At 36.0% G+C, this 13,048-nt stretch carries 13 protein-coding genes; 7 read left to right on the top strand and 6 right to left on the bottom strand.

The annotated features are described in order from the left end of the window. Positions 1-21 precede the first annotated feature (21 nt). A complete protein-coding gene (locus WFK35_RS04075) occupies positions 22-555 on the top strand; it encodes a hypothetical protein (RefSeq protein ID WP_336731475.1) in 534 nt (177 codons plus the stop codon). Positions 556-557: 2 nt separating this feature from the next. On the opposite strand, the gene WFK35_RS04070 is transcribed toward WFK35_RS04075, so the two are convergent. The 3 genes from WFK35_RS04070 to WFK35_RS04060 all read right to left on the bottom strand — a co-directional run bounded on the left by WFK35_RS04070 (position 558) and on the right by WFK35_RS04060 (position 2,075). Beyond that, positions 558-944: a branched-chain amino acid ABC transporter substrate-binding protein gene (locus tag WFK35_RS04070; protein WP_336731474.1), complete on the bottom strand. Its 387-nt coding sequence runs from the start codon at positions 942-944 to the stop codon at positions 558-560. 89 nt (positions 945-1,033) lie between these two features. Beyond that, positions 1,034-1,822 carry a GLPGLI family protein gene (locus tag WFK35_RS04065; protein ID WP_302718430.1) on the bottom strand — a complete coding sequence of 263 codons (789 nt, stop codon included), beginning with the start codon at positions 1,820-1,822 and terminating at the stop codon, positions 1,034-1,036. Positions 1,823-1,868: 46 nt separating this feature from the next. Next, on the bottom strand, positions 1,869-2,075 hold the full coding sequence (locus WFK35_RS04060; protein ID WP_116547447.1) for a hypothetical protein: 207 nt from the start codon (positions 2,073-2,075) through the stop codon (positions 1,869-1,871). Between the two features lie 163 nt (positions 2,076-2,238). Between WFK35_RS04060 and WFK35_RS04055 the strand changes: the two genes are divergently transcribed. Further along, complete coding sequence (locus WFK35_RS04055) at positions 2,239-2,592, top strand: helix-turn-helix domain-containing protein (RefSeq protein ID WP_336731488.1); 354 nt, start codon at positions 2,239-2,241, stop codon at positions 2,590-2,592. Between the two features lie 32 nt (positions 2,593-2,624). Here WFK35_RS04055 and WFK35_RS04050 read toward each other — a convergent pair whose 3' ends face one another. Continuing rightward, positions 2,625-3,788 (bottom strand): THUMP domain-containing class I SAM-dependent RNA methyltransferase, encoded by a 1,164-nt coding sequence (locus tag WFK35_RS04050; protein ID WP_235131309.1) that lies wholly within the window; start codon positions 3,786-3,788, stop codon positions 2,625-2,627. 89 nt (positions 3,789-3,877) lie between these two features. On the opposite strand from WFK35_RS04050, the gene WFK35_RS04045 reads away from it, so the two are divergent. Continuing rightward, positions 3,878-4,636, top strand: a complete 759-nt coding sequence (locus WFK35_RS04045; protein WP_336731487.1) for an SAM-dependent methyltransferase — start codon at positions 3,878-3,880, stop codon at positions 4,634-4,636. 2 nt (positions 4,637-4,638) lie between these two features. After that, the gene (locus tag WFK35_RS04040; protein ID WP_214591200.1) at positions 4,639-5,367 is read left to right on the top strand and encodes a ZIP family metal transporter; all 729 of its coding nucleotides are present in this window, start codon (positions 4,639-4,641) and stop codon (positions 5,365-5,367) included. 269 nt (positions 5,368-5,636) lie between these two features. On the opposite strand, the gene WFK35_RS04035 is transcribed toward WFK35_RS04040, so the two are convergent. Both WFK35_RS04035 and WFK35_RS04030 read right to left on the bottom strand, forming a co-directional pair. Beyond that, on the bottom strand, positions 5,637-7,016 hold the full coding sequence (locus tag WFK35_RS04035) for an OmpP1/FadL family transporter (protein WP_235131311.1): 1,380 nt from the start codon (positions 7,014-7,016) through the stop codon (positions 5,637-5,639). Between the two features lie 54 nt (positions 7,017-7,070). Continuing rightward, entirely contained in the window at positions 7,071-8,159 is a 1,089-nt protein-coding gene (locus tag WFK35_RS04030; protein WP_214589126.1) for a prolyl-tRNA synthetase, read from the bottom strand. Positions 8,160-8,303: 144 nt separating this feature from the next. Here WFK35_RS04030 and proS point away from each other — a divergent pair, with 144 nt between their 5' ends. The 3 genes from proS (at position 8,304) to WFK35_RS04015 (ending at position 12,652) form a co-directional block, all read left to right on the top strand. After that, positions 8,304-9,779: a proline--tRNA ligase gene (gene proS, locus WFK35_RS04025; RefSeq protein WP_336731470.1), complete on the top strand. Its 1,476-nt coding sequence runs from the start codon at positions 8,304-8,306 to the stop codon at positions 9,777-9,779. A gap of 129 nt (positions 9,780-9,908) precedes the next feature. Then, positions 9,909-11,210, top strand: coding sequence for an OmpA family protein (locus WFK35_RS04020; protein ID WP_336731468.1), 1,302 nt, complete (start codon positions 9,909-9,911; stop codon positions 11,208-11,210). Positions 11,211-11,317: 107 nt separating this feature from the next. Then, on the top strand, positions 11,318-12,652 hold the full coding sequence (locus WFK35_RS04015; protein WP_336731467.1) for an Nramp family divalent metal transporter: 1,335 nt from the start codon (positions 11,318-11,320) through the stop codon (positions 12,650-12,652). The last annotated feature ends 396 nt before the right edge of the window (positions 12,653-13,048 follow it).

Below are 13,048 nucleotides of genomic sequence, written 5' to 3'. Positions count from 1 at the left end.
TTAATAATACAATTTGGTGTTATGAATCTTATGAACAGTTACAAAGAAGGTGTAAAGGCAAAAACTACTACAGTAGAAAAGATTTATGAATCAAGAAGTCCCAAATTATTTATCGCGAAATTTGAGGTCATCAATGAACCAATTATTTATAAAACGATAAAAGAAAACACAAATAACGGAACCCGTTATTTACAGATTTATTTTCTGTACCATTTTATTCCTAACAGCAATACTTACTATTCTCTGAAGTTTGAAGAACTTTCTGATACAAATTTTATTCCCGAAGAAATGCAAATGGGTATATTTATGAACAGAATTAAATCTGAAATGCAAAACTATGATTTTCAAAAAATAAAAACATTCAAATATCTTACTATAACAGATCCTGATTATGATAGCTATGGCAAAGCAGTATCCGATTATTCAGGGGTTTTTCTACAACCTATTAACAATAAAGATGATGAAGATCTGTTTTTGGGAGCTAAAATTATAGTCGGAGGATTTTTACTCTATTTAGTCATTTTTTTACTTTCCAGAGTCGAGGATTGGAAATAAAATTAAACAAACAGTCCTGATTTAAAATAAACCCACAAAACCAAAGAAATAAAAAAAGATAGTACAGAAACACTGAAAAAAAGCCACTGAAAAACACTCTTGAAATAGTATTTTTCTAAAGAATGTAAAACAAAAAATAATAAAAATGAAATGGCAGCTCCAATAAGTGAAGCAACAATTAATGTCTGAACATATTTTTCAGAAGACAATGGATCTTTGAATACGAAAAAAAATAAAACCCCCGAAGAAAAAAGAAATACTGCACTTAATTTTTCTGTAAAATACTTTTTTGGCTTTTCGTGATAACTAAGATCTGAAGAAGAATTACTTCCAAACAATTCCAAAGCATCGAATACAATGTCTAAAATATCCAGAAAATTCCAATTCATGGCTTGAGTTTTTTTGACAAAAATATATTTTTTATTTAAAAAATCATAAAAAAACCTTCCACAAATAGAAGGCTTTTAAAATTTACATATCAATAAATACTGAGTTCAATAGGATTATATCTCTTCGCTTTTTCTGAACTTTTCTTTATTAATAATTGTCTTGTTTCCTCATCTCCAATATGTTCTAAATATTTGTTAGGATTGCCCATTTCTTTTCTTTTGTAATCAAAAATTTTTTGTTTCTGTATGGCTTCTGCTTTTGAATTCATGTTTGCGGACTTGCAGAGATATTTTCTTTTTCCAAATTTATACAGTGTAAAAACATAATCTTTTTTGTCATCGAAAACTTCTAAAATCAATCCAGGCAATTTACTGAATTTGTAAGGACCATAAGGAAAAGGTATTTCATTTGTGAAATACGCGGTCCACGTTCTGCCATATTTTTTAGCCGTAGCTTTTTGACATTTATATTTTCCGATTTTTTTATATTCATTTTCCAACTTCCAATTCATATCATTACTTTCTTCATATTTATAGTTCTTCCCTGAAATGGGTACGGTAACATATATCTTAGCTGAGGTAATGCCTATATTTTCATCAAAAGGAGTAAAATATCTCAAATAGTCATTATAACTACTTTTATCATTTAATTTTCTTTCATATTTTAAAGAATCACTGACATATTTATTTAAATTTTTAAAGTAAGATTCTTCCCTGTTCATCAATAAAGCAAATGCAGCATCCTGAGTAGGTGCATTTGGTATATTCTGGTCTTTATAAACTAATTTATAATCTGCTTCATATTCCACATTAAAAGGCGTTTGAGATTTACCGATAATCGAAATAAAAATGACGCAGAAAAAAAGTACTTGTTTCATTGGTTTATTTTAAAAGGCAATCCCTATTAACGGACTGCCTTATTTATTAATGTGAGTAAATTATAATATGAGATGGCCAAACATCACATAAATCATAATTGATTTGCGCTAGATAGTTTGCTAGTTGTTGATTAGTCATTCCTCCGGTTCCGATAACTTCTACTGTTGTTTTTCCACAAGACGGACGAAATGGAAATGCAAATACAGTTGATATTCCTAAAAATACCATACTAAACATAAGTGCTTTTTTCATAATTGTTTTTTTAATTGTTGATAAAAATTTTCTTTAAAGTTCTTCCGGAAAACTTTCATACAAATCTATATCCCTAACTAATAAAAACCAAATTTAAATTATTCGAATTTATTCGCATAATTTTATTTTAAATTTATGAAAAAATCCCGATGATAAAAGAAAAATTAATCAAGGAAAGAAAGAAAAAAATTTCTCTCAACAGGATATTGCCGAACATCTTAAAATCAGCCAAACTCATTATCTTCGTAAAGAAAAAGGTGAAGTTGAGATCAAAGACGAAGAATGGGAACGTATCGCAAAATTACTGGACGTAGAAGTAGATGAAATTAAACAATCTGAAAAAGAGAATTCAATTCATCAAAACTTTGAAAATAATTCCGGCAACTATATTGGAAGCAATAATATATATTGTAACGTTCCGGAATACCTGCTTGAAAACCAACAGGAATACATTTCCTTACTGAAAAAAGAAATTCAGGAGTTAAAAGATAGAATTGCAAAGCTGGAACAGAAATAAAAAAAACCTTCCGAAATGGGAAGGTTTTCACTTTATTTTTCTTCTAATTTATGAACTTTCTTCGTTCCCTCATACATTTCATACTGCAAAAATCTGGTTTCCAGTTTTCCGTTGAAAAGCTTGATTTTTCTTGACGGACGAAGACCGATTTTCTTTACCGCTTCCAAATCAGAAGAAATCAGCCATGCCAATGTATTCGGATAATGGGTTTTGAAAGTATCGCCTATTTTCTTGTAAAAATCATCATCATTAATAGAAATTCTTTCGTCGTAAGGCGGATTGAAGACCATTAACAAAGGGAAAAGTTCTTTTTTGGAATCAAAGAAATTCTGTTTCTTTACTTCAATCACGTCTTCCATTTCTGCTGCTTCGATGTTCATTCTTGCCGCATTCAGCATTCTGGCATCAATATCGTAGCCAACGATCTTTCCGGTAAACTCTTTCACCCTGTTGATTCTGAATTCTTTAATCTTGGTAAAAAGATCCGCATCATAATTTTTCCAGTTCTGGAAAGCAAATCTCCTTCTGAAAATCTGTGCAGGAAGATCCAAAGCAATCATTGCCGCTTCAATTAAAAGTGTTCCCGAACCGCACATCGGATCAAGGAAATTACCTTTTCCGTCCCAACCCGCCAGTTGAAGCATTCCACTTGCCAGAACTTCATTAATCGGAGCTTCTCCCTGCTCTCTTCTGTATCCTCTTTTAAATAAAGGATCTCCCGAAGAATCCAGAGAAATGGTAATTAACTCTCTGTCGATATGAAGGTGGAATTTAATATCCGGATTTTTGGTTTCTACATTCGGGCGTTTTTTGAATTTTTCCTGAAAATAATCCACAATAGCATCTTTCATTTTCAGCGTTACGAACTGAGAATGCTTAAATGTTTCAGAATTTACGGTAGAATCAATTGCAAAAGACTGATCCACATCCATAAATTCTTCCCAGTTGAATTTGAAAAGCCTGTCGTAAAACTGGTGCTGATTGAAAGCCTTAAATTCATGAATCGGAACCAAAATTTTCAAGGCTGTTCTCGCAGAGTAATTGATCTTGTATAAAAAGCCCAAATCTCCTTCACAGTTTACCGCACGGTTTTTAACCTCAACTTTCCTTCCTCCCAGCTTTTTGATCTCTTCCGCCAGGATCTGTTCCAGCCCGAAGAATGTTTTTATCTGAATCTGTATATTTTCTGTATTCATTCTGCAAAAATAGCAATTTTAGTGGTTGGTTCTCAGTTTATAGTTTATACAAATCACTGCAACTACAAAAACCATAGCTTCGCAACAGCATACAATCGCTCAAAAAACACTATTTTTGCAGTATGGAATGGTTTGAATCTTGGTTTGATACCCCTTATTATCATGTACTGTACAGCAACAGAGACTATACAGAAGCGGAAAATTTCATCACAAAACTTACTGCCGAACTGCAGCTTCCGTCGAACTCAAAAATCATCGATCTCGCTTGTGGTAAGGGAAGACATTCGGTTTTTCTTAATAAACTCGGATATGATGTTTTAGGACTTGATCTTTCGAGACAGAGTATAGAATTCGATAAGCAGTTTGAGAATCAGACCTTGCTTTTTGATGTTCACGACATGAGAAACCCGATAGACGCAGATCCGATGGACGCTGTTTTTAATCTTTTTACCAGTTTCGGATATTTTGATAATGAAAATGATGACAAAAAAGTGTTTCAGTCGGTTTATAATGCATTAAAACCGGGCGGATATTTTGTTCTGGATTATCTGAATGAAGAATATGTAAGAAAAAGCATCGTTCCGGAATCTACCATCGTTCGCGGAGATATTGAATTTAGAATAAAAAAGAAAATTGAAGGCAGGCATATTGTAAAGGACATTCAATTTGAAGCAGACGGAAAGCCGTATCATTTCTTCGAAAAAGTAAAACTTCATACTCTGGATGCGATCAATTCCTATGCAGCTGAATGTGGTTTTGAGAGAATAAAAATCTGGGGAGATTATCAGCTGAACGATTTTAACAAAGAAACTTCTCTGCGTTGCATTAATTTATTCAAGAAAAAATAATGATTACCGTACTTTTACTGGTTTTAAGCGTTATTACTGGAGTTTTTCTGGGAAAGCATTTCGGTAAAAAAGAAAAACTGGCAAAAAATCTTTTGATTTTAAGTGCCGGATTTCTGATTACCATTTGTCTGAATGAAGTATTTCCTGAAGTCTATACTTCAGAAACGGGAGGAAGTCTGGGCATTTTCGTGATCGGCGGTGTTTTACTGCAAATGATCCTTGAAGCTTTAACCAAAGGTTTTGAACACGGACATTTTCATCATCACAGCGAACATAATATTCTGCCTGTCGCTTTAATGGTCGGGCTTTTCATTCATGCTTTTATTGAAGGAATTCCTTTGGCGAACGAAGAACAGGAATTGTCACCTTATCTCTTGGGAATTGTTTTTCACAATCTTCCGATATCGTTCATTTTGGGCGCGTTTTTGTTTAACCGAAAAGATGAATCGAAATCTAATCCCTCTTATCCGTCCTTATTAATTGTTGCGCTTTTTGCACTTGCTTCACCTTTGGGAATGCTGCTCGGAAATTATTTCAATCCTGATCTTCAGCCTTATTTTCTGGCTATTGTAGGAGGAATTTTCCTTCATATCTCTTCGGTAATTATCTTTGAAAGCAATAAGAACCATAACATCGACTGGGTGAAAATAGGACTTGTTATTTTAGGAGTTTCATTAGCCTTAGTCATGCATCTCTTTCACAGTCATGCACCAATAGGACATCACCACTAAACAACGTGAATCCGATGTAAAAGCAATATACAATAGAAATAGACTATAGCCAAAATTTAATTAAATTTCTATTAAAGTCAATTTTGATCTGACAATTTTACATTGAACCGAAGACTAACACAATTAATGAAATACAGTAGTTTGATAATCAATTAATTTTCAATCTTATTATATCGAACTTAAGGTAATCAACTTAATGAAAATAAAAAGGCTCTGAATTTAAGTTCAGAGCTTTTTATATGAATATTATTCATTACTTATTCGGGAAATTAAAATTTCCATCCTACTGTAATAAAGAAATTGTTTCTTACATTTTTTACATCAGACACTGCGAAAGCATCACTTGAGATTAAATGATTTGGAGAATAATATCCTGCTTCGTAATTACCGTCTACTTTACCGTATAAGAACGGATTGGTATAATTTGAAGTAACGTTCTGATATGATGCATCAATATAGAATGATCTGAAATCATATCCCAGACCGAAAGACAAAGCATTTCTGTCGTTTAAGATCAGATTACTATATGACTGATTTTTATCAACACTTCCATTATTCGAGTATCGGTTTACCGTTAAAGCATCAAACGGACTCGAAGCATAAGAATAACCTCCTCTCAGTCTGAACTGTTTAACCCTGTATTCCGCACCAATCTTTACTTCTGACAGATTTTTGTAATTTTCTTTAAAGAAGTCGTTCAGCTCAGTTTCGGCATCTCCGTACACTTTATATTTAGGCTTTGTTAGACCTAATGTATAATCTACATTCAGGGCAAAACTCTTGCTCGCGATAAATGCAGCACTCACAGTAGCCTTTAAAGGAGTCGTTAATTTTCTGTTTTCAACAGCAGTATCATCTCCATAAACCGGATCATTATAGAAGTTGTAGCTTCTGTCTATATTCCAGAAAGTAGGCGTTTCTAAAGCTGCTCCCAATCTGAAATTCGGACTTAATTTTCCGATCACCCCCAATGAAGCCGAGAAACCGTTTCCTTTTTCATAGAATGGCGTATTCTGCTTACTGAAGTACTCTGAACTTCCATCCGACAAAGAATTGAACATTGCTGTATCCGACTGGTCAATGGAAGAATTAAAGAAATTCAATCCTGCTCCCAGATAAAGGTTATTGTTGTAGTTTGCACCTACCCCAACACTTGTTTTTGATAAATATCCATATCTGTCATAGGCATGTCTGCCGAAAGATGAACTTTTACCATCAGGAAAATCATATACTAGATTACTATTTCCCGGAGTTTCAATATAATTTTCAATAGACTGGTTAGAATAATTAACCCCGATATTGATAAACTTCCAGGCACTTTCACTTAATAACTGAAACGTCATTACAGCTCCTAAGTTCCCAAGATCTCCTTTGTTGACACTGTATCCGAAAGATGAACCTGCATAAGTAGACGTATTCTTGTTATTGGTGATAGATAATGTTCCGGAAATTTCTCCTGAAATGGCTACTCCCAAACCCGCAGGATTGGTAAGCAGCGAATTTGCATCACCTCCCAAAGCTCCGTTTGAGCCAGCCATTGCGTTAAATTTAGCTGAACCTACATTCGGGGCATTAGAATAAACATCCACTGTATTTCTAATCACAGAAACATCTTGAGCCTGCGCAAAAAATGCAGCAGAAATACTCATTATTGCTAAAGATTTTTTTAACATTATTTTTTGAATAGTTTTTGCTTTTTAAAATTATCTGCCGCCTCGGAAACCGCCTCCGCCGCCACCGCCGGATCTGAATCCGCCGCCGCCACCGCTTCCGCCACCGAAGCCTCCGCCTCCTGATCTGAAGCCGCCTCCGCTGTTGGAATTATTGAAGCCTCCGTTATTTCTAAAACCTCCATCATTGTATCTTGGCTGCGATTGTTGCGGATAATTGTAGCTTGGTCTTGGCTGACTCTGATTCGGGTTTCTAAAGCCTCCCTGAGATCTTATGCCGCTTTGACTTTGATTTCTGAAACCGCCCACATTACTGTCTCCTTGTCTGAAGCCTCCACTGTTGCCGGAATTTCTGAAACCTCCGTAATTCGAGTTAGAATCTCTGAATCCGCCTGCATTGTTGGTGCTTCTTCTGAAACCTCCGGAACCTACGCCATATTTGCTGGCAAAACCACCGTTATATGAATTAAAGCCTCTGCCGTTAGATCCGCTTCTTCTATACATGGGTGCATAATATCCTCCTCCCCAGTATCCTCCGTAACCCCAGTAAGGATTGCCGTAATATCCACCCCAACCCCAATATGGATTGTAGCTCCAGTATGGAGAATATCCCCATCCCATATTCCAGCCCCATCCCCAGGAACCTCCCCATCCCCAGGAAAGTCCGATGTTCCAGCCGCCATAGCCACCATATCCCCAGTAAGGATTATAGCCTCCATACCATCCTCCCCATCCCCATGGAGAACCCCATCCCCAGGAATTGTTATAATAGTTGGTCTGGCTTCCTGCATAGCTTCCCCAGTCTGAATCTGTAGCTGTGGTATTCCAGTTGTAGTTATTCCAGTCGCTGTATCTCCCTTCCTTAGCATTTGCTTCGGCATTCTGGATTACATTGGTATCATCCTGATAATAGTTGTATTCTTCTCCTACCCTGTTTCCTCTGTCATTAATAATTACCCCTTCAGGAAGTGTGTCTTTATTCGGGTCGTAATAAACGCCGTCCGTCTCGCTGTAGCCGCCCATCTGAGCGCCGCAGGACATAAGTAACAATCCACCGGATATTGCTAAAATCCCTTTGGATCTTAAAATTCCTAGTAAATTTTTATGTATATTTTTTTTCATGATAACGTAAAAATTTTTAATTTAAATTATATTTGCAATCTGTACTAAAAATGTACCAAAACACGGTTATAAAAATCTATCAAAAATAGATTTTTATTTTTAGATAACAATAACATAAAAAAGTTAAAAAAATTAAAAAAAATAATGGCAAAATTAACCTCAAGAAGCGAAGATTACAGCAAATGGTATAATGAGTTGGTGGTAAAAGCCGACTTAGCTGAAAACTCAGGAGTACGAGGATGCATGGTGATTAAACCATACGGCTATGCGATCTGGGAAAAAATGCGTGACGAAATGGACAAAAAGTTCAAAGAAACAGGTCACGTTAATGCTTATTTCCCGCTTTTTGTGCCCAAGAGCTTGTTTGAGGCTGAAGAAAAAAACGCAGAAGGTTTTGCTAAAGAATGTGCGGTTGTTACCCACTACAGATTGAAAACAGATCCGGATAACCCTTCCAAGCTTATTGTAGATCCGGACGCTAAACTGGAGGAAGAACTTATTGTACGTCCTACTTCTGAAGCAATTATCTGGAATACTTATAAAAACTGGATCCAGTCTTACAGAGATTTACCTATATTAATCAACCAGTGGGCGAATGTTGTCCGTTGGGAAATGAGAACCCGTCTTTTCTTAAGAACAGCAGAATTTTTGTGGCAGGAAGGTCATACTGCTCACGCTACAAAAGATGAAGCAATTGAAGAAGCTGAAAAAATGAATAAAGTATATGCAGATTTTGCAGAGAACTTTATGGCAATTCCTGTGATTCAGGGATTGAAAACACCTTCAGAGAGATTTGCCGGAGCAGACGAAACCTATTGTATTGAAGCATTGATGCAGGACGGAAAAGCTTTACAGGCAGGAACGTCTCACTTTTTAGGTCAAAATTTCGCAAAAGCATTTGATGTGAAATTCACTAATAAAGAGGGTAAAATTGAACATGCATGGGCAACATCGTGGGGAACTTCAACCCGTTTGATGGGGGCTTTGATTATGACACACTCCGATGATTTCGGATTGGTGCTTCCTCCTACTCTGGCTCCGATTCAGGTTGTGATTGTTCCTATTTTTAAAGGAGAAGAACAATTGGCACAGATCAGCGAAGTGGCTTTAGATATTCAGGCTAAATTGAGAGCAAAAGGAATTTCTGTAAAATTTGATAACGATACACAGAACAAACCGGGCTGGAAATTCGCAGAATATGAATTAAAAGGTGTACCAGTAAGAATTGCAATGGGACCAAGAGATCTTGAAAACAGATCTGTGGAAATTGCAAGAAGAGATAATTTAACAAAAGAAGTCCGTTCTATTGACGGTTTAGATGCTTACATTGAAGAATTACTGAAAACTATTCAGCAGGATATCTACAACAAAGCATTTGAGTTCAGAAAAAACAACATTACGAAAGTAGATACGTACGAAGAATTCAAAAAAGTTCTGGAAGAAAAAGGAGGATTCATCTATGCACATTGGGACGGAACGGTTGAAGAAGAAGAACAAATTAAGGATGAAACCAAAGCAACAATAAGATGTATTCCTTTGGACGATGATATTGAAGAAGGCGTTTCCTTAATTTCCGGAAAACCATCTAAAAGACGTGTTTTATTCGCAAAAGCATATTAAGACTTAACATAAAAAATTATTAAATCTGCAAAAATTCCTGAAATTTTTGCAGATTTTTTTTAAAAATCAATAAGTGGACTATTTTTTGTTTAAATTTATTACAACATTAATCTTTAAAATAAATTTATTATGTCTTTAAATGTTATTGATTTAATTAAAGGACAATTAGGTCCTGCTTTAGTGTCTCAGGCTGCATCACAGTTTGGGGAAAGTGAGTCTGCCATTTCAAAAGCAATCGGAGGTTTATTGCCTGCCGTTGTGGGAGGTTTAGCAAACAATTCAGATAATCCTGCCGTTTTGGATGCAATTTCAGGAGCTTCTTCTAATGGAATTTTAGGTAATCTGATGGGTGGTTCTTCCAACAATTCAATCATTTCAAGTTTACTGTCTTTAATTTTCGGCGATAAACTGAGCGGTTTGGTAAATGGCATTGCTTCTTACGCAGGGATCAGCAATAATTCTTCAAGTTCTCTTTTAAATTTAGTTACAGGAGCAACTTTAGGTTCTATTGGAAAATATGCCGCTGATAATAATCTGGATAAATCAGGAATCTCAAATTTACTTGGTGACCAGAAAGGAGTTATTTCTTCATTATTACCTGCCGGACTTTCTCTGGCTTCTTTAAATATGGGAGACTGGGATGCAAGATACAAATTTGATAATGACGGCGATGCAATAAAAGCTCCTGCTAAGGAAGAACCAAAAATTGAAGTTACCAGAAGTACAGCTCCTAACGGAACATTTCCCGACAGGAACAATAATGATGGCGGAGGTTCTATCTGGAAATGGCTTCTTCCATTATTGCTTCTAATCGCTGTAGGTTACTTCATCTGGAAGCAGTGTGATAAAAAAGGGACTACAACAACCACTACTATGACGGACTCCGGCAAAGTGGTTACAGATACGGTAAACGCTAAAACATCGGATACAGCTTCAATGAAGTCTGCAAACGCTAAAGTTGATGAGAATATCGATTTAAACGGTGTTTCTTTAAAAGGATATAAAGGAGGAATGGAAGACAATATGATTGCATTCTTAAAATCCGGTGGTTATAAGAATGCTAAAGATGATGCTGCTTTAAAGAAAACGTGGTATAATTTTGACCATGTAAACTTTAAATTGGGAAGCGCTACAGAACTTGAAGCAGGATCTGAAGGACAGCTTCAGAATTTAGTGGCTATTTTAAAAGCATATCCTGAAGCAAAAATAAAAATTGGTGGTTATACAGATAAAACCGGAGACGAAGCCAAAAATCTTAAGCTTTCTGCAGACAGAGCCAACTATATTAAGACATGGCTTGAAAAACAGGGAGTAGGATCTCAGGTGACCGGAGCAGACGGATATGGAAGCGAGTTTGCAACAGTACCTGCATCTGCATCTAATGAAGAAAGAGCGGTTGACAGAAAAATGTCTGTACGATTTACAAAATAATCTTTAAAACATAAATCAGAATCCCGGAAATTTTTCGGGATTTTTTGTTTTCCGGTATTTTCTGTTTTCATTTATTTAATTATATTTGTTAGTCATTTCTAACATTTATGAATCTGAAATTAAAATCCGCCTGGCGAAAAGATAAAACATCTCATTCACTATCCGAAGTATATTCTTCCGTAAAAGTTCCTAAAAATGCAAGTTTCTGGAGAAAATATCTTGCGTTTGCCGGTCCCGGACTTATGGTTGCCGTTGGATATATGGATCCAGGAAACTGGGCTACAGATATTGCAGGAGGAGCGCAGTTTGGCTATACTCTACTCTCTGTAATTTTAATTTCGAATATTTTCGCCATGGTTTTGCAACATCTGTCTGTGAAATTAGGAGTAGTTGCCGAAAGAGATTTGGCGCAGGCATGTCGGGATCATTTTAGTCCGGCAACCAATTTTATTCTGTGGATCTTCTGTGAAATTGCCATTGCAGCGTGCGATCTTGCGGAAGTTATCGGTTCTGCCATTGCATTGAACTTACTTTTCCATATTCCTCTTACCTGGGGAATTGTTATTACGACCATTGATGTTCTTTTCATTCTTCTGCTTCAGGCAAAAGGTTTCCGATGGATCGAAAGTATTGTGGGCGGACTGATTTTTATTATTCTCGCCTGTTTTGTGTATGAATTGGTTATTTCCAAACCAGCCGTTAATGAACTTTTAGGTGGGTTGATTCCACAAAAGGAAATCATTCAGAATCCTGCAATGCTTTATATTGCGATCGGGATTTTGGGAGCTACCGTGATGCCCCACAATCTGTATTTACACAGCAGCATTGTTCAGACCCGTGATTACGAGCGTACACAAGAAGGTAAAAAAGAGGCTATCAAATTTGCTACTTTAGACAGCACCGTTTCTTTAATGCTTGCTTTTTTCATCAATGCCGCGATTCTTATTCTGGCGGCCGCAACTTTTCATACAACAGGAAATAAAAATGTTGCCGACATTCATGACGCCTATAAAATGCTGACTCCAATTTTAGGGGCTTCGATGGCAAGTATTGCCTTTGCGATTGCCTTGCTTGCTTCCGGACAAAATTCTACCCTTACCGGAACGCTTGCCGGACAGATTGTAATGGAAGGTTTTTTGAATATTAAGCTGAAGCCTTGGTTAAGAAGACTGATTACAAGACTGATCGCTGTCATTCCGGCTCTTATTGTGGCCATTCTTTACGGTGAAGAAGGAACTACGGATTTACTGGTTTTAAGTCAGGTTATTCTTTCTATGCAACTGAGTTTTGCGGTGGTGCCGCTTGTTATGTTTACAAGTGATAAAGCCAAAATGGGGGAATTTGTGAATAAGCCTTTCATGAAAATTTGTGTCTGGATTATTTCGTTTATTATTATTATTTTGAATGTTTATCTTCTGTATCAGACTTTTTTCGGGAAATAGTTCTGTACCAAAATTATTTTCTTTTTATATTAAGTAACCGTAATTTTTTTGTACATGCTTCATTAATGATCGTGCTTAATTTTTAACGCAGAGTCTGCAAAGATTTTTAAAGACTTATGTCCATTTTTAAGTTTACAAAGCCGCTCTACTTAGCAAAGAACTCAAAGGTTTTTCAATGATGACAAATTTTGGATTATTATTATTTTTTTCAAATCTGATGTTTGTAATGCTGTTAAATTTTTCACATAACAGATTCCCAATATTTAAAATACGACTTCAACTCTAGCCCAGATTGGAGCTTTGTCTGAGCTCATTTCTTTGTTTTTGGCTGCGGCGGCTTCGCCGCCGCAGCCAAAAACACAGAAATGAGCGAGTGCGGAAAGCGGGAAAAAGCTT

The sequence above is a fragment of the Chryseobacterium sp. VD8 genome (genome assembly GCF_037149975.1).
GTDB lineage: Bacteria > Bacteroidota > Bacteroidia > Flavobacteriales > Weeksellaceae > Chryseobacterium > Chryseobacterium indicum.
Note: the sequence above shows the minus strand (reverse complement) of the source record. Positions and strands in the feature narration are given on the sequence as shown.